Source organism: Tardiphaga sp. OK246 (genome assembly GCF_900188215.1).
Lineage (GTDB): Bacteria > Pseudomonadota > Alphaproteobacteria > Rhizobiales > Xanthobacteraceae > Tardiphaga > Tardiphaga robiniae.
This window is the reverse complement of record NZ_FZOX01000005.1, coordinates 228,107-245,021: the sequence shown is the minus strand read 5'-3', so window position 1 is coordinate 245,021 and position 16,915 is coordinate 228,107. Positions and strand designations below refer to the sequence as shown.

16 protein-coding genes and 1 tRNA gene are annotated in these 16,915 nt (G+C 63.0%); 11 read left to right on the top strand and 6 right to left on the bottom strand.

Translation table 11 applies throughout. From position 1 onward, the window contains the following. The gene (locus CHC01_RS22615; RefSeq protein WP_089266904.1) at positions 1-918 is read right to left on the bottom strand and encodes a DMT family transporter; all 918 of its coding nucleotides are present in this window, start codon (positions 916-918) and stop codon (positions 1-3) included. 164 nt (positions 919-1,082) lie between these two features. Between CHC01_RS22615 and obgE the strand changes: the two genes are divergently transcribed. The 3 genes from obgE (at position 1,083) to CHC01_RS22600 (ending at position 3,672) form a co-directional block, all read left to right on the top strand. Next, the gene (gene obgE, locus CHC01_RS22610) at positions 1,083-2,132 is read left to right on the top strand and encodes a GTPase ObgE (RefSeq protein WP_089266552.1); all 1,050 of its coding nucleotides are present in this window, start codon (positions 1,083-1,085) and stop codon (positions 2,130-2,132) included. A 51-nt stretch (positions 2,133-2,183) separates the two neighbouring features. Beyond that, positions 2,184-3,314: a glutamate 5-kinase gene (gene proB / locus CHC01_RS22605; RefSeq protein WP_089266550.1), complete on the top strand. Its 1,131-nt coding sequence runs from the start codon at positions 2,184-2,186 to the stop codon at positions 3,312-3,314. A 136-nt stretch (positions 3,315-3,450) separates the two neighbouring features. Then, positions 3,451-3,672: a cysteine rich repeat-containing protein gene (locus CHC01_RS22600; protein WP_068737829.1), complete on the top strand. Its 222-nt coding sequence runs from the start codon at positions 3,451-3,453 to the stop codon at positions 3,670-3,672. Positions 3,673-3,740: 68 nt separating this feature from the next. Here CHC01_RS22600 and CHC01_RS22595 read toward each other — a convergent pair whose 3' ends face one another. Next, entirely contained in the window at positions 3,741-5,426 is a 1,686-nt protein-coding gene (locus CHC01_RS22595; RefSeq protein ID WP_089266903.1) for an MFS transporter, read from the bottom strand. 165 nt (positions 5,427-5,591) lie between these two features. Between CHC01_RS22595 and CHC01_RS22590 the strand changes: the two genes are divergently transcribed. Beyond that, complete coding sequence (locus tag CHC01_RS22590) at positions 5,592-6,968, top strand: hydrolase (RefSeq protein WP_089266548.1); 1,377 nt, start codon at positions 5,592-5,594, stop codon at positions 6,966-6,968. A gap of 235 nt (positions 6,969-7,203) precedes the next feature. Here the strand turns inward: CHC01_RS22590 and CHC01_RS22585 are convergent, their stop codons facing one another. Further along, entirely contained in the window at positions 7,204-8,034 is an 831-nt protein-coding gene (locus CHC01_RS22585; RefSeq protein WP_089266546.1) for a hypothetical protein, read from the bottom strand. 210 nt (positions 8,035-8,244) lie between these two features. Between CHC01_RS22585 and CHC01_RS22580 the strand changes: the two genes are divergently transcribed. The 4 genes from CHC01_RS22580 (at position 8,245) to CHC01_RS22565 (ending at position 12,803) form a co-directional block, all read left to right on the top strand. Then, a complete protein-coding gene (locus tag CHC01_RS22580; RefSeq protein ID WP_089266544.1) occupies positions 8,245-9,630 on the top strand; it encodes a cytochrome P450 in 1,386 nt (461 codons plus the stop codon). 135 nt (positions 9,631-9,765) lie between these two features. Further along, a complete protein-coding gene (locus tag CHC01_RS22575) occupies positions 9,766-11,175 on the top strand; it encodes an adenylate/guanylate cyclase domain-containing protein (RefSeq protein ID WP_089266543.1) in 1,410 nt (469 codons plus the stop codon). A 157-nt stretch (positions 11,176-11,332) separates the two neighbouring features. Next, a complete protein-coding gene (locus CHC01_RS22570; protein ID WP_089266541.1) occupies positions 11,333-11,812 on the top strand; it encodes a tellurite resistance TerB family protein in 480 nt (159 codons plus the stop codon). Between the two features lie 211 nt (positions 11,813-12,023). Continuing rightward, a complete protein-coding gene (locus CHC01_RS22565; protein WP_089266539.1) occupies positions 12,024-12,803 on the top strand; it encodes an SDR family NAD(P)-dependent oxidoreductase in 780 nt (259 codons plus the stop codon). Positions 12,804-12,914: 111 nt separating this feature from the next. Here the strand turns inward: CHC01_RS22565 and CHC01_RS22560 are convergent. Further along, positions 12,915-12,990, bottom strand: a tRNA-Ala gene (locus CHC01_RS22560). Positions 12,991-13,186: 196 nt separating this feature from the next. Between CHC01_RS22560 and CHC01_RS22555 the strand changes: the two genes are divergently transcribed. From CHC01_RS22555 to folD, 3 genes are read left to right on the top strand one after another with little or no spacing between them, the layout of a single operon-like run. Further along, positions 13,187-13,477, top strand: a complete 291-nt coding sequence (locus CHC01_RS22555; protein WP_068737841.1) for a YggT family protein — start codon at positions 13,187-13,189, stop codon at positions 13,475-13,477. A 15-nt stretch (positions 13,478-13,492) separates the two neighbouring features. Continuing rightward, positions 13,493-13,840 carry a DUF167 domain-containing protein gene (locus tag CHC01_RS22550; RefSeq protein ID WP_089266538.1) on the top strand — a complete coding sequence of 116 codons (348 nt, stop codon included), beginning with the start codon at positions 13,493-13,495 and terminating at the stop codon, positions 13,838-13,840. Continuing rightward, the gene (gene folD / locus CHC01_RS22545; protein ID WP_089266537.1) at positions 13,837-14,721 is read left to right on the top strand and encodes a bifunctional methylenetetrahydrofolate dehydrogenase/methenyltetrahydrofolate cyclohydrolase FolD; all 885 of its coding nucleotides are present in this window, start codon (positions 13,837-13,839) and stop codon (positions 14,719-14,721) included. The genes CHC01_RS22550 and folD overlap by 4 nt, the downstream gene beginning before the upstream one ends. A gap of 122 nt (positions 14,722-14,843) precedes the next feature. Here the strand turns inward: folD and CHC01_RS22540 are convergent, their stop codons facing one another. Continuing rightward, complete coding sequence (locus tag CHC01_RS22540) at positions 14,844-16,325, bottom strand: M20 family peptidase (RefSeq protein ID WP_089266535.1); 1,482 nt, start codon at positions 16,323-16,325, stop codon at positions 14,844-14,846. 31 nt (positions 16,326-16,356) lie between these two features. Continuing rightward, the gene (gene ppa / locus CHC01_RS22535) at positions 16,357-16,911 is read right to left on the bottom strand and encodes an inorganic diphosphatase (RefSeq protein WP_089266533.1); all 555 of its coding nucleotides are present in this window, start codon (positions 16,909-16,911) and stop codon (positions 16,357-16,359) included. Between the last annotated feature and the right edge of the window lie 4 nt (positions 16,912-16,915).

Sequence of the window (16,915 nt, the reverse complement as noted above, 5' to 3'; positions counted from 1 at the left end):
TCACACCGCTGGCGGTACTTCGTCGGCGATCTTTCCGAGCTGCTGCTCGCGCAGAAAGATATAGAGCCCTGCTGCGATGATGACCGCCGCACCGATCAGCGTGGCCCACGACGGCAATTCGCCGAACACGAGATAGCCGAAGATCACCGCCCAGATGATCATCGAATACTGATACGGCACCACAGTGCTCGCCGGCGCCAGCTTCAGCGAGCGATTGACGCAGAGCAGCGCGCAGACCGAGACAACGCCCGCCAGAAAGAACAGGCCGAGATCGCGCAGATCGGGCATCACCCATCCGAACGCCGTGAATACGGCGCCGAAAGTAAACGTGCCGATAAACTGGGTCGTCGCGAGCACGACGTCCGGCGCGGAACGCAACGAGCGGGTGATGAGCATCAGCGCGGCGAAGGACAGGCTGCCGCCGAGCGCGATCAGCGCCGGCCATGTCACCGTCTGCGCCGACGGCTGCAGCGCGATCAGTACACCGCAGAAGCCGACGAAGATCGCGCTCCAGCGCCGCCAGCCGACAGATTCGCGCAGAAAGATCGCGGAGCCCGCGGTGACGAAGATCGGACAGGCCAAATAATAGGTGATGACATCCGCCAGCGGCAGATAGGCCGCCGCCCAGAAGAACGCCGCGACTTCCAGTGTCGACAGCACCACGCGAATGAGCTGCAGACCCGGCCGATCGAGCCGCAGGAAGTCCGCACGATGCCGCCAGATCGACGGCGCCAGCAGCGCCAGCGCCGCGCAGGCCCGCAGCAGCATCAATTGCCCGACCGAATAGGTGCCGACGAGGAATTTGCCGATCGCATCGCCGCAGGAGAACATGCTGATGCCCAGGAGCATCAGGCCGATACCGGCCAGCCGGGCGGCACGATTGTCGGCTGCGGTCGAAATGGTCGCAAACATGCCTATATGAGCCTGTAGGAAAGTCGCGGAATGCGCACGCTTGGTTAACGGCAAGATGAGTCGTTTAGGACGTCACCTGATGCGCAGCAAGGCCCCCAAATAAGGGCTTTTCACGATGCTCCGGCGACGAAGTGGTTGCCGCGACCACCCCCCTGCGATACGGATACGCTATGAAATTCCTCGATGAAGCCAAGGTTTACATTCGCTCCGGCGACGGCGGAAACGGCTGCGTGGCCTTTCGCCGCGAGAAGTATATCGAGTTCGGCGGTCCCTCCGGCGGCAATGGCGGCCGCGGCGGCGATGTCATCATCGAAGTGGTCGACGGCCTCAACACGCTGATCGACTATCGCTACCAGCAGCACTTCAAGGCGCCGCGTGGCACCAATGGCATGGGCAAGGACCGCCATGGCGCCAATGGCAAGCCGATCACGCTCAAAGTTCCGGTCGGCACGCAGATCATCGATGAGGATCGCGAGACGCTGATCCACGACTTCACCAAGCTCGGCGAGACCTATGTCCTGGCCGAGGGCGGCAATGGCGGCTTCGGCAATGCGCACTTCAAGTCATCGACCAATCGCGCACCGCGCAATGCCAATCCCGGCCAGCCCGGCGAAGAGCGCTGGATCTGGCTGCGACTGAAACTGATTGCGGATGCGGGCCTCGTCGGCCTGCCCAATGCCGGCAAGTCCACATTCCTCTCCAAGGTCAGCGCTGCGCGGCCGAAGATCGCCGACTATCCGTTCACAACACTGCATCCGCAGCTCGGCGTCGTCGATGTCGATGCGCGCGAATTCGTGCTGGCGGATATTCCTGGCCTGATCGAAGGCGCGCATGAAGGCGCCGGCCTTGGCGATCGCTTTCTTGGCCACGTCGAGCGTTGCCGTGTTCTGCTGCATCTGATCGATGCGACCTGCGAACATGCGGGCAAGGCCTACAAGACCGTCCGCACCGAACTCGATGCCTATGAGGGTGACCTCGCCAACAAGGTCGAGATCGTCGCGCTCAACAAGATCGATGCGGTCGAGCCGGACGAGTTGAAGAAGCAGAAGGACCGACTGAAGCGCGCTGCGAAGCAGACGCCGCTGCTGATCTCGGGCGCAACGGGCGAAGGCGTGCCGGACGCATTGCGTGCGCTCGTTGCAGTGATCGGCGAGGCGCCGGTGTCGGACAAGGCCAAGAGCGCAGCGCAGTCTGCGCCATGGGCGCCGGCGACGAGCTAATCTGCCTCTCACGCCCGTCCAAGCATCACACGTCCTGCCAAAGCCCACATCATGTCGCGCCCCGAGCTGAAGAACTTTCGCCGTATCGTCGTCAAGGTTGGCTCGTCGCTGCTGATCGATTCCGCGGCCGGCGAAGTCAGGGCCAAATGGCTTGCGGCGTTGGCCGCCGATATCGCCAAGCTGCATGCGGACGGTCGCGACGTCCTCGTGGTCTCATCAGGCTCGATCGCGCTCGGCCGCAGCCGCCTCAAGCTTCCGCGCGGTCCGCTGAAACTCGAAGAGAGCCAGGCCGCCGCTGCCGTCGGGCAGATCGCGCTGGCGCGCATCTGGTCGGAAGTACTGGGCCATCACGGCATCGGTGCCGGACAGATTCTCGTGACGCTGCAGGACACCGAGGAACGTCGTCGTTACCTCAATGCGCGCTCGACCATCGGCAAACTGCTGGAATGGCGCGCGGTGCCGGTCATCAACGAGAACGACACGGTCGCGACCAACGAGATCCGCTATGGCGACAATGATCGCCTCGCGGCGCGCGTCGCGACCATGGCATCCGCCGATCTGCTGGTGCTGCTGTCGGATATCGACGGGCTCTACACTGCACCACCCGGCGCCAATCCCGATGCGAAGTTGATTCCCATCGTCGACAGCGTCACTGCCGAGATCGAAGGCATGGCGGGCGCTGCCGAGAGCGAATTGTCGCGCGGCGGCATGTACACCAAGATCGAAGCTGCCAAGATCGCGACCACCGCGGGCACGCATATGATCATCGCGTCCGGCAAGGTCGAGCATCCACTGCAGAAGATCGCCGATGGCGGCCTGTGTACCTGGTTCCTGACTCCTGCAAATCCCGTCACTGCGCGCAAACGCTGGATTGCGGGATCGCTGGAACCGAAAGGCACGCTGACTATTGATGCAGGTGCTGTCGCCGCACTCCGTGCCGGCAAGAGTCTGCTGCCTGCCGGCATCATCAAGGTGGAAGGTGACTTCGCACGCGGCGACGCCGTTATCGTGCGCGGACCGGACACGCACGAAATCGGCCGCGGCCTCGTGGCTTATGACGCAGACAATGCTGAGAAGATCAAAGGCCGCTCATCTCCGGACGTGATGATTATTCTTGGGATCAGCGGCCGCGCCGAAATGATCCATCGCGACGATCTCGTGATTTCGGGATCACGAAGTTAAGCAGCGACGCTTCGCCTGAACGACGTAACGCGCAATCCGTAAACTTGGCGCCGGACGCTCGCCATCATTGCGCCATTCCCGCGTACTTCGTTGCGCGCCATAGAATCAGATAGCCAATTTTTAGGAGGCCCATTTCATGACCCGACTTTTGATCATCCCGTTCCTGCTGATCGCAACCTCCGCTTTCGCGCAGGGCGGTAACACATCAGCCAATCAGTCGGCCTGCTCGCGCGACGTCTCGCGCTTCTGCCGCGCCAAGATGAACGATGGTGACATGGTCGTGCTCAGCTGCCTCAAGGAAAACCGTTCGAAGCTCAGCAAGGCCTGCGCGAAAGTTCTCGCCGAGAATAATCAATAGCGCGACTAATGTTTTCGAGCGAAGTGAGCACCGGTTCGCGTCAGGAAAACGCGTCAAGATTAGAAGCTCTAACCGCTGCTGCCGGCCGGCGTCGCGACAGGAAGCACCTCGGTCGCCGCGCGATCGGGCGTATCGTCCTTCCAGCGCACCGAACCGAACGGCCGCTCCAGCATGCGACGCACGCGAACCGGATCCGGCCCCAGATGATAGTCTGCCGCGCGCTGATACAAAGCGCGTTCGGACTGCGTCGAACGATTACGCTGGCGCAGGAAATCGAGCCAGGTCGGGCAGTGGTAGCGTTCGGTCCACAATTCGGGATCAGCGATATCGCGCGCGATGGACCACCCATAGGCGCCGTTGCGCTGGCGCGAGAGCTGCACGTCCTGCATCACGCCGTGGAATGCGCGCGCATTCTCTTGATCCACGCGATATTCGATCTCCACCACCAGCGGACCACTGCGCGCGGTCAATTGCAGCTGCACTTCCGGATCTTCAAGACGCTCGGCATCCTCGTCGCGCGCGCCGGTCGGCGGCATCCGTAGGAACAGGCCAAACAGCGGCGAGAGAAACATCGCTCCGCCGGACACCAGCAATGCCGCTTCGACGCCGACCATGTCTGTGAGATGCCCCCAGCCCCAACTGCCAATCGCGATGCCGCCGGCAATCGCCGCCTGGAATGCCGCGAGCGAACGTCCGGCGACCCAGCGCGGCGCCGAGAGCTGTACGCCGATATTGAACAGCGCGACCGCCAGCATCCAGACCGAGCCGGCCACCACCAGCGCCGCCGCAGTGATGACCGGCTCGCTGCTGACCGCCACGACGGCAATCGCGACGCCCATGATCAGCGCACAGGCCCGGATCGAACTTTCGCCGCTCAGATGCTTGCGGACATGCCCAATATTCATTGCGCCGATCACCGCACCCATACCGAAAGCTCCGAGCATGATTCCGTAGGTCTGCGCGCCGCCATGCAGCAGGTCGCGCGCAACCAGCGGCATCAGCGCCGAGACCGAACCACCGCAGATGCCGGTGATCAGCGTGCGCGTCAGCACGATCTTGATCGACGGCGAATTAGCAATGTAACGCACGCCGGACACGATGGCCCGGCTCAGCCGCTCACGCGGCAGCCTGGAAACATCGACCTTGCGACGCCACAGGAACAGCACCACCAGCAACGGGATGTACAGCACCGCATTGGCCGCGAAGGCTGCGACGGCACCGGCGGTGGCGACCACGATGCCGCCGATCGCCGGGCCGAAACTGCGCGCGATATTGTAACTGATGCCGTTCAGCGCCACGGCGGATGGCAGTACCTCCGGCGGCACCTGCTCGCCCACGGAGGATTGCCAGGCCGGTCCGAACAGCGCCATGCCGCTGCCGATGATGAAGCAGAAGGCGAGCAGGATGTTCGGCGTGATGTGACCGGTCCAGTCCAGCATGGTTAGTACGCAGGCGCCGACCAGCGACAGCACCAGCGAGGCCAGCGACACGACACGGCGGTCATACATGTCGGCCACGGCGCCCGCCGGCATCGAGATCAGCATGATCGGCAGCATCAAGGCGGTCTGTACCAACGCCACCTTGTCGGCCGACGCGGTCATCTGCGTCATGGCCCAGGCAGCGCCCACGCTCTGGATCATCAGGCCGAGATTCGACAACAGGCTGGCTAGCCAGATCCGCCGGAACACCGCAAACCGCAGCGGGGCGGCGATGCCGTCGGAGGGAAGAACCACTGGTTTCGCTGCTTCGGCCATCATCGTCCCGTCGTCTGCTGCAGATAGCGACTGCAGGGCCATGCGGGGCCTGATTCCCCGCTTGGCGTATCAAGTTGATGCCTGCGAAACGCGTTGTCTGTCCAGTGCCTGCTCCGCTATCACAGTGGCAGGCGTCGGATGTGCGCAGATAAAGGGAGACCAGCCATGGCGCTGTCACGACGGACCATACTCACGAGCGCAGCGATGCTGCCGCTGGCTGCCCATGCATTCCATTTCGAGGCCGCAGCACAGACGGGCCCCGGCGCAGCGGCTGGTTCCGACATTCCCCCGATCCTGTTCGTCCACGGCAATGGCGACCACGCGGCGCTCTGGATGACGCAGATCTGGCGCATGGAAACCAACGGTGTTCCGCGCAACCGCCTGATGGCGCTCAATTTCACCGATCCGCTGGCGCGTTCCGACAATGCTGTGGCGCAGCAGGGCCGCTCCTCTACCGAAGACCAGCGCCGCGAACTAGGCGAAGCCATCGCGGAACTGAAAAAGCGCACTGGTGCTGCGAAAGTGGCGCTGGTCGCCAATTCGCGCGGCGGCAATGCAGTGCGCAATTACATCAAGAATGGCGGCAGCGCCGATGTCAGCCACGCCGTCCTGTGCGGCACCCCCAATCACGGCGTGTTCGACGGGACCGATAGTCCCGGCAGCGAATTCAATGGCCGCAGCCCGTTCCTCAAGAGCCTCAATCCCGGCGAAGGCCCTGAGGTGACCGAAGGCACCGCTTTCCTCACCCTCCGCAGCGATGGCATCGACAAATATGCGCAGGCCGACGGTCGCCTGCTCGGCAAGCCGGGCGTGGCCACCGGCGTCACCTCCGATGGTCCAGCGCTGCGCGGCGCCACCAATCTGGTCCTCGGTGCCATCGATCATCGCGAGACGGGCTTTCACCCCCGTGCCTTCCGCGAGATCTACAAATTTATCGTCGGCCGCGAGCCCGTGCGGATCGATATCGCGCCGGAAGCTGAGGTGAAAATCAGCGGTCTCGTCACCGGCACGCCCGGCGGCGTGCCCACCAACCGGCCGGTCGCGGATGCCCTGGTCGAGGTGTACCGCGTGGCGCCGGACACGGGCGAGCGGATCGGGACAGCGCTCCATTCGGCCCGCACATCCGCCGATGGCCGCTGGGGTCCCGTTCAGGTCGATCCGACCTGGCCTGTCGAGATCGTCCTGACATCGGCCGGAGCGCCGATCACGCATTCCTATCGCTCGCCATTCCCCCGCTCGTCCGACGTCGTGCATCTGCGCGCCGGCCGGCCGCTGGGACCCACCGATGCCAATGCCGGTGCAGTGGTGTCGATGTCGCGCGTCCGTGGCTATTTTGGATTACCGCGCGATGTCGTGCTGCTCGACGGCAAGGAGCCGACCGACGTGAAAGCCGGCGTGCCCACGGATTCGCTCTCGACTATCCGCCTTCCGGCCACGGACATCGGACGTCCGGTGGCAGCGCTGTTCAATCAGGAGCGGATCGTGGCGCGCGCCTGGCCGGCGTCGGAAAACCGGATCACGGTGGCGGAATTCACCGAGTAGATCACGCCAGCTCGCGCCCCTCAGCGGTCTGGCTTTCTATATAACCGCTTTGCTGACTTCCCTGCGCGTCTCCGGTCAGATCGCATGAGGCATTGTTCGAAATCGCAAAGAGCCCCGCCATGTGCGGGGCTCCTTCGTTATTCTGTTATCGCAGCAACAGTACCAGGATGATGAGGGGAAGCGGGATTCCGAGTAGCCACAGAAGAATGGGCATGGTTGTCTCCTTTGATTGGGGTTAACGACGCTTCTTCCAGGTCCCGTCACGAAGCCCGCCACCTTCCGTCGCGGCAAGGCTGGCGGAGAAGGCGCCGATCAGCAGCGACGCCGTGAGCCAGAATGCGAGCTGCATCGCGGCCTTGCGTGCGGCATCCACCGCGGTCTTCGCATCGTTGATGACTTCAGTGACGCGCTTGTCGGCATCTGCCTCGCTCAGACCGGTGCGGCTGGCGACAACCTTGTTGACGTAGCTGCGGTCGGCAGGCTTGAGATCTCCACCACGGAAACTGGCAGCCATCACACGTGACAGTTCACCACGCGCTTCCGCGCTGGTGCCATCGGCCGACGGCGTCGTCGGACGCAGCAGCGAATCCAGGTAGCCATCGCTCGGACCTGACTGGGCTGCAGCAGCGGTTGCACCGGCAGCAACACCCGACGCGGCTCCGCTCAGCAAAGTGGTTGCTGGAGATGCCAGCAGGATCGCTCCCAAAACCGTCGCGAACGACCAGGCCAGGAATCCATGCGCGGTGTCACGAAAGTAGACTTCGTCCGAATGCACGCCGATCCAGCGCGACCGCAGACGGCCGGCAATATAACCACCGAGCGATGACGAGATCATCGCGATGACGATCAGGTAGATACCGGTCGTGATCTTGAACGTGGTCGCGGAGGCGCCGGAACTTGCCCACGGAGACACGACAGACAGACCGAGACCTGTGCCAAAGGCAATCAGGACGAGCGTCAGTGCGAGCGAAACCACGGCACCGGCTGCAACCGCAGCCCACGATACGCCGGAGGTTTGCGGTTCGTCGACGCTTACATTGGGTTGGACGACAACGGTATCGATCATTTTAAATCCTCAGGCCGGTCCGATATGGAGCCACTGCCTCCCTAATGTGCATGCGTGAGTATCGTTCCGAGGGATGCGCCCGCTGGACCGCAATATTGGTCGATGCGTGCGTTGCGGCCACGCTTTCCATCGAGGCCTCCATGGCGCGCGGATGGACGCCTGCTATAATGACGAGACGCTCCGGTCCCTGGATCAATTGCGAGGCCCATCGTGAGCATTGCCGAGGTCTACGATTTCTCCGCTGCGCGAGCGCCCCTGGTGCCGCCGAGCCCGCCACGTGCGCCCGAGAACATGGGTGCGCTAGGGCGTATGTCGGCAATGCGCCGCAGCGCCATCGAGACCTGGGGTCAGCGCGCCTATGAAGATGACATCGTCAAGGGCCGCTTCTTCGGCCACGCGAGCTTCATCCTCAACGATCCCGACGCGATCCGCCATGTGCTGGTGGACAATTACGAGAACTATACCCGCACGCCCGCTGCATTCCGCGTGCTGCGGCCGATGCTCGGCGAGGGCCTGCTGCTCGCCGAAGGCCGCACCTGGAAACACCAGCGCCGCACCCTGGCGCCCGCTTTCACGCCGCGCGCGGTGACGACTTTGGTGCCGCACATGATCTCGGCGGTCGATGACACGCTGGCCGACCTGCATCGCGCCGTGGGCAAGCCGGTCGATCTGCGCGCGATCATGCAGCGGATGACGCTGGAGATCGCAGGCCGCACCATGTTCTCCTTCGGCATGGCCGAGCATGGCGCGAAGCTGCGCGACTTCGTGATGGAATACGGCATGAACCTGGCACGGCCGCATTTCCTCGATCTGCTGCTGCCGCTGGGCTGGCCGACGCCGCAGGATATCTCGCGCGCCTTCTTCCGCAGACGCTGGACGAGATTCGTCGGCGAGCTGATGACCGCACGTCGCGCCGCCGGCAAGAACGACGACGCGCCGCGCGATCTGTTCGACCTGATGGTGGCCGCGCGCGATCCGGAAACCGGCGCATCCTTCACCGATGGGCAGCTCGGCGATCAGGTGGCGACGATGATCCTCGCCGGACATGAGACGACGGCAACGGCGCTGTTCTGGGCGCTGTATATGCTGACGCTCGATCCGGCGACCCAGGAGCAGGTCGCGGCCGAAGCCCGTGCCGCCAGCGCGAGCGGCACATTCGACATCGAGCATCTGAAGTTCACCCGCGCGGTGATCGATGAGACCATGCGGCTCTATCCGCCCGCCTTCCTGATCGCACGCGCCGCCGCGGGCCCTGATCGTCTGGCTGGCCAGTCCGTCGCCAGCAAGGACGTGATCCTGATCGCCCCCTGGCTACTGCATCGGCACGAGAAATTGTGGCACGAGCCCAACGCCTTCATGCCGTCCCGTTTCATGCCCGGCGCGACACCGCCGGACCGCTTCGCCTATCTGCCTTTCGGCGTCGGTGCCCGGGTCTGCATCGGCGCGCATTTCGCGCTTGTCGAGGCCACATTGGCGCTGGCGAAAATCATCGGCGCTATCCGCGTCGAGCTACCGGATAAAGCGCCCGTCATGCCTATCGGCGTGGTGACGACACAACCGGATCGCTCGCCAATGTTCCGCATTGAGCGGCGTTGACGTTATTTCAGCACGCCCTCTCCTCACGTCTTCCCCGCCCCCGCGCGCTCATGGCACTTAGGCGGAACGACAAGTTGAAGCGCTGCGGCAAAGCCCTGTCTTGGACGTAGCGACTATTTGGCCTAAACTGATGCCATGAGTGATGTTCAGGCACTATTCGCGACATTGAACCAGGCGACCGATCCGGCCGTAGCCGATGCCATTGCACAACTGATCCGCGACGGCGCGGACCACGAACTCAATCGTATCAACGTGCTGGATTTTGCGGCACGCCGCGGCCTGAACGAAGAGCGCGTCATTTCCGGCTTCCTGCATGCCTCTCGCCTCGGCCTGTTCGACCTGACCTGGAATGTGTTGTGCCCGGGCTGCAGCGGCGTCCTCGACGCCCACAGCACGCTGAAATCGCTGCGCCATGACGACTACCATTGCGGGCTCTGCGCCTGCGGCTATGAAGCGTCGGTTGACGAGCAGGTCGAGGTGGCGTTCACGGTCGCACCGCGCGTCAGGCACATCGCTGCACACGACCCCAATACGCTGCCGCTCTGGGAATACTTCAAGCAGGTGTTCTGGAGCTCAGGCGTCGATCTCAATCAGGAATCGTTTGCGTCACTCACCGATGAAGTGACACTGGACGCAATGGAATTGCCGGCGCATGAAAAAGCGGTGATGTCGCTGCACCTGCCGTCGGAGTTCGTCATCGTGTTCGAGCCGGTAACCCATGCCGCGCAGTTCATCGATGTGCAGGGTGAGCCGACCAAGGAACGACAGCATTTGTCGCTGATCTACAACCGGCAGCATACACCGACCGGCACCATCACGCTGCAACCCGGACCGTTGCGATTGTCCCTCGAGAACCAGACCGAGGTGCGCGTGCTGCCGTCGGTATTTGTCGCTGCCGAGGGCCTCCATCACCTGATCGGCAAGCGCAAGCCGTTCCTCACGGCCAAGCGGATACTCACCAACCAGACCTTTCGCGATGTCTACAAAGCCGACAACCTCAATATCGATCAGCGCCTGAAGATTACCTCGCTGACTTTCCTGTTCACCGACCTCAAGGGCTCGACCGCCTTGTACGAGCGCGTCGGCGATCTCGCAGCCTTCGATCTGGTGCGTGCGCATTTCCACGCACTGCTGGAGATCATTGCGTCGGAAGCCGGTGCCGTCGTGAAGACCATCGGGGATGCCGTCATGGCGACCTTTACGCGGCCCGAACAGGCGCTGGCCGCGGGTCTGCGCATGCGCGCCGCGATGGAGCGATTGAACGAGGAGCGCGGCACCAAGGACCTCGTGGTCAAAATCGGTATCCATGAGGGACCCTGCCTCGCTGTGATGCTGAACGAGCGGCAGGATTACTTTGGCCAGACCGTCAATATCGCTGCCAGGGTGCAAGGCCTGTCAACCTCGCAGGCGATCCACGTCACCAGCCCGGTGATATCGGCGCTGGCCGTGGAAGCCATTCTGCGGAAGGCTGAAATCACACCGATCCAGAAGCACGCCGCCTTGCGCGGCATCGCCGACAAGATTGTGGTCTATGAGATTCCGTGACACGAGATCCCATAAACTACCGATCGTCTCAATTGTTACTTAACTGTCATCAGTGCTTCGGGAACCCGGCCGCATTGCATGCGTTCCATTTTCGCGCCACAAAGCACGAGCGCTTTCGCCGCATGGCGGGCCTCGCGATCATCTGGTTCAAAGAATAATGCTGGAAAAACTGCGCCAATTCATTGCCGACGTGGTGTCTCCCGATGCGCACGGAAATCAGGCATTCGACGATACCGGCTTCCGTCTTGCCGCCACGGCGCTGATGCTTCACGTCATCTCGCTGGACGGTGAGCCCTCAGCTATCGAGAGAGCCAAGTTGCACAGCCTGATCGAGTCGCGTTTCGAGCTCGATCCCGGCACGGCTGACAGGCTCATCTCGGCTGCCACCCTCGTCGAAGGCGAGGCCGTCGATCTCTATCACTTTACAAGCGTCATCATGCGCGTGGTCGACGAGCCCGGTCGTGTCCGTCTCGTCGAGATGATGTGGCAGCTGGTCTATGCTGACGGCCGCGTCAGTGAGTTCGAGGAAAATGTGGTCTGGCGCGCAGCCGACTTGCTCGCAGTTTCATCACGTGACCGGATGGAGCTCAAACGACGCGTGGCGGGCGGTACGGCCACAACGGATACGACTGTCTGAGCAGGCGCAGCCCGACCGGCAAATGACAGCACCACGACGCATAACCAAAGTTTAATGCGCGGTCCCCGATAATTCATGCCACTGCTACACGCTCGGGAACTGGAGGTCCTACGGTACTCCGGTGGTCATTCCGACTTGCACATCACGGGTATCCCTATTACGCCTGTAGATGCATGCAAATCGTCCTCACGTATTTCAAGAGTACCTTATTGTGACTGAGCGCGTGACGTTAATAACCGGAGCCTCGGCCGGAATTGGCGCCGAGTTCGCGCGCATCTTCGCCGCGAACAAGCATCGCGTCGCTCTGGTTGCACGCCGTGCCGAGCGTCTGAATGCGCTGGCCGCTGAAATCACTGCTGCCGGCGGTGCTGCGCCCATCATCATTCCCTGCGATCTCGAACAACGCGACGCCTGCGCCCAGATCGCAGCTGCCCTCGCTGCTGCCGATGTCGAAGTGGAGTACGTCGTGAACAATGCCGGCTTCGGCATGTTCGGTCGCGCGATCGACATGGACCGCGATCGGCAACTCGGCATGCTTGAGGTCAATGTGCGCGCACTGACGGATCTGTCGCTGCGCTTTTCCGAGAGCCTGATCCGCAACAAGGGCGGCATTCTCAATCTCAGCTCGATCGCGGGTTTTTTGCCGGGTCCCGGAATGGCCGTGTACTACGCCAGCAAGGCCTATGTGCTGTCCTTCACCGAAGCGCTGCGCCAGGAGCTCGGCTCAAAGGGTGTGCGCGTCACCGCATTGTGCCCCGGGCCGGTGCCGTCGGAATTCCAGGCGCGCGCCGGATTCACGCCGGGCCTCGACTCGGCGATCCTCAATGTCTCGGCGGCTGACGTCGCCCTGCTGGGCTATCAGGGCCTGATGGCCAACAAGCGCACGGTTTTCCCCGGCCTCGGCATCAAGATCGTGCCGCTGCTGCTGCGGCTTTTTCCGCGCGGCTTCATCGCGGGGGCGGTGGCAAGGTTGCAGTTGAGACGGGTGTGAATCCGGTCCACCTACGCCCTGCGGGCTTCGGCGAGACATCCTTCGTTTGCTTCGCTTTTTATGGTCGGGAGGGTGGCTTGCCGAGCCGGAGCTTGCGAAGCAAGCGAAGGATGGTGGAGCCAGGCGGGATCGAACCGCCGACCTCGTCATTGCGAACGACGCGCTCTCCCAGCTGAGCTATGGCCCCGATACGAACCGGGTCGCCCATGCGATCCGGTCAGCAATCGGCGTCATTTACAATCCCCGTTAACGGCAAGTCAAGAACGTCGCAAAAGCGCGGTTTTCCGGCACTTTTCGCCCGGAACTTCCCTTGTTTGAGGGGGGCTGAACCGATATTTAGCGGACAGTCGAATCCGCGACCTAACCCGCGAGCCATCCCCGCCATGCGCGCCGTTCTCGATATCGTGCTGATCATTCTCGATCTCTATGTCTGGCTGCTGATCGCCTCGGCGATCCTGTCCTGGCTGATCGCCTTCAACGTCGTCAACACCCGCAACCAGTTCGTCTCCGCGATCGCCGAATTCCTGTTCCGGATCACCGAGCCCGTGCTGGCGCCGATCCGCAGGATGCTGCCGAGCCTCGGCGGCCTCGATATCTCGCCGATCATTCTGATCCTGATCATCATGTTCCTGCAGCGGGTGATCACCTACTACATCTATCCCAGCGTCTTCTGATCGGCCGCCGGGTTCGTGGCAGATCCCTGGCGCTACGCGACTGACGGTGTCAGCATCGCCGTTCGCGTGACGCCGCGGGGTGGCCGAGACGATATCGACGGGATCGAGACGATGGCCAATGGCCGTTCGGTGGTGAAGGTGCGGGTGCGCGCCATCGCCGAGGGCGGCGAAGCCAACCGCGCCGTGACCGAACTGCTTGCCAAGCGGCTCGGCGTGCCGAAGCGCGATGTGCGCGTGCTGTCCGGCACCACGTCGCGCGTGAAGCAGATCGCGGTCGACGGCGACCCGACGAAACTGGGCGCGATGCTGCGCAGGATCACTGCAGCAACGCCCGACGACACAGACGACAGGACCGACACATGACCGCCAGCATCATCGATGGAAAGATCATTGCCGCCGAATTGCGCGGCCGCGTCGCCGCCGAAGTCGCGCGCGTCAAAGCCGAACATGGCGTGACGCCCGGCCTCGCCGTGGTACTGGTCGGCAGCGATCCCGCCAGCGAGGTCTATGTGCGCAGCAAGCACAAGCAGACCCAGGAAGCCGGCATGGCCTCCTTCGAACACAAGCTGCCCGCTGATGTCGCACAGGCCGATCTGATCGCGCTGGTGCAGAAGCTCAACGCCGATCCCGCCGTGCACGGCATTCTCGTGCAGCTGCCGCTGCCGAAGGGGCTCGACACCGACGCTGTGGTCAACGCCATCGATCCGGCCAAGGATGTCGATGGCCTGCACCCGACCAATGCCGGACGCCTTGCCAGCGGCATGCCCGCTTTGTCGCCCTGCACGCCGCTAGGCTGCATCATCCTGACAAAGAGCGTGCACAAATCACTCGAAGGCATGAATGCCATCGTGATCGGTCGCTCCAATCTGGTCGGCCGTCCCTTGGTGCAACTGCTGCTCAATGAAAACGCCACGGTGACCATCGCGCATTCGAAGTCGCGCGATCTCGCCAAGCTCTGCGCGCAGGCGGATCTGGTCTATGCGGCAGTGGGCCGCCCTGAAATGGTGCGCGGCGACTGGATCAAGCCCGGCGCGACCGTGATCGATGTGGGCATCAATCGGCTGCCCGGTGCCGAAGGCAAGACGCGTCTCGTCGGCGACGTGGCCTATCAGGAAGCGCTGAAGACCGCCGGCGCGATCACGCCGGTGCCCGGCGGTGTCGGCCAGATGACCGTCGCATGTCTGCTGGTGAATACGTTGCGTGCGGCATGCGCGATCCACAAGCTGCCGGCGCCGGCGGTTTAAAGCGCTCGCTCCGGCCCATCCACGTCATTGCGAGGAGCCTTGCGACGAAGCAATCCAGTTCTTGGCTTTCTGGATTGCTTCGCTGCGCTCGCAATGACGGCTGAGGGGTCGACGCAGAACTCTTACTTCGCCGTATTCTCGATCAACCGTCGATAGAACCGGATCATGTCGGCGTAATTCGCGACGCTCAGCCGTTCATTGGTGCCGTGAAAGCGCTTGAGGTCTTCCGACGTCGCGCGCACCGGCGAGAAGCGGAAGATGTTGTCGGTCACATCCGTGTAGTGCCGCGAGTCCGTTGCCGCCACCATTAGGCCCGGCGCCACCAGCGCATCCGGGAAAATCTCGCGAATGGTCTGATTGAGCGCGCGATAGGACGCGCTGGCCGTGCCGGTCACGGGAGGCGGATCGGTATTGCCGGGGAACGGCGCGATCGAAATCCTGTCGTTGCTGACCGCGCTGCGCACATGTTCGGTGACGCTGGCCTGGGTGTCGCCGGGCAATAGCCGGAAATTCACCGTCGCCTCGGCATTGCCCGGCAACACATTGTCCTGCTCGCCGGCCTTGAAGATCGTCAGCGCCGTGGTCGTGCGCACCGTCGCCTCGGTCGGGCCGCTCTTCTCGAATTCGCGCAACAGCAGCGGCTTGAACAGCCAGAGATTGGACAGCACCACGCGGTTGAAGCCGCTCATTTCCGGCGCGATGGTGTCGAACATCTCGCCGACCGTACCGCGGATCTGCATCGGCAAGCGCTTGTTCTCGAGCTGCGCCAGCGCCGCGCTCATCATGCCGATCGCCGTCTCGCGCGGCGGCATCGACGAATGACCGGGCGTGCCCTGCGCGGTCAGCACCAGCGTCGCATAACCCTTCTCGGCCACGCCGATCAGCGCCATCGGCTTATCGAGGCCTTTGAGGATGCCCTCGGTGATCAGCAGGCCTTCATCGAGTACGAAATCGAGCTTCACGCCACGCGATTTCAGCAGCGCAGCGATCGCCCTTGCGCCGCGGGTGCCGGAGACTTCCTCGTCATGGCCGAAGGCGAAATAGATGGTGCGCTTGGGGCGGAAACCCTGCTTCGCCATCACCTCGGCGGCCTCGAGGATTGAATACAGATTACCCTTATCGTCCCAGGAGCCACGGCCCCAGATGAAGCCATCGGCGACGACGCCCTTGAAGGGCGGTTGCTGCCAGTCTTTCTCGGTGCCCGGTGCGACGGGCACGACATCCTGATGCGCCAGCAGCGCAATCGGCTTCAAGGCGGGATCGCTGCCTTCCCATGTGTAGAGCAGGCTGTAGTTGCCGACGAGTTCGCGCTTCGCCACGGCATGGAAGGCCGGGAAGCTCGCCACCAGATGCGTCTGCATCGCGCGCAGTGGTTCGGCGGCCTGATCGGGATTGAGGAAATTGGAGATGGTCGGGAAGCGTATTGCTTCCGCAAGTCGCTCTGCCGCCGCCTGCTCATTGACCGGCGCTTTCGCCGCCGCGGTCACCTGAAGCTGCCGCGATCCTCCACTGAATGTCTTGACGAGCACGATGCCCGCGAGCAGCAAAACGGCCGCGATGACGATCAGCGCGGCCGTTCGGAGCAGTTTGATCCATCGGCGCATCGGAAGTCCCCTTCTGCTACGCCGGTCTCTGTTACTTGGTCTTGGCCGCCGATTCTTTTGCAGATTTGGCGCGCTCGATCCCTTCGAGGATCAGGCGCTGCGCGTCGGCGGCATCGCCCCAGCGCACCACCTTGACCCACTTGCCGGGCTCGAGATCCTTGTAGTGCTCGAAGAAGTGCTGGATCTGCTGCAGCGTGATCTCAGGCAGATCGCTGTAGTTCTTCACCTTGTCGTAGCGCTGGGTCAGCTTCGAGGTCGGCACGGCGATGATCTTCTCATCGAGGCCGCCTTCGTCTTCCATCAACAGCACGCCGACGGGACGCACGCTCATCACGGCGCCCGGCACGATGGCGCGGGTGTTGGCGATCAGCACGTCGCAGGGATCGCCGTCGCCGGACAAAGTGTGGGGGATGAAGCCGTAATTGCCCGGGTAACGCATCGGGGTGTAGAGGAAGCGATCGACGAACAGGGCGCCGGATTCCTTGTCCATCTCGTATTTGATGGGCTCGCCGCCCACCTGGACCTCGATCACGACGTTCACTTCATGCGGCGCCTTGGCGCCGAGCGGGATTGCGTCAAGACGCATCAAA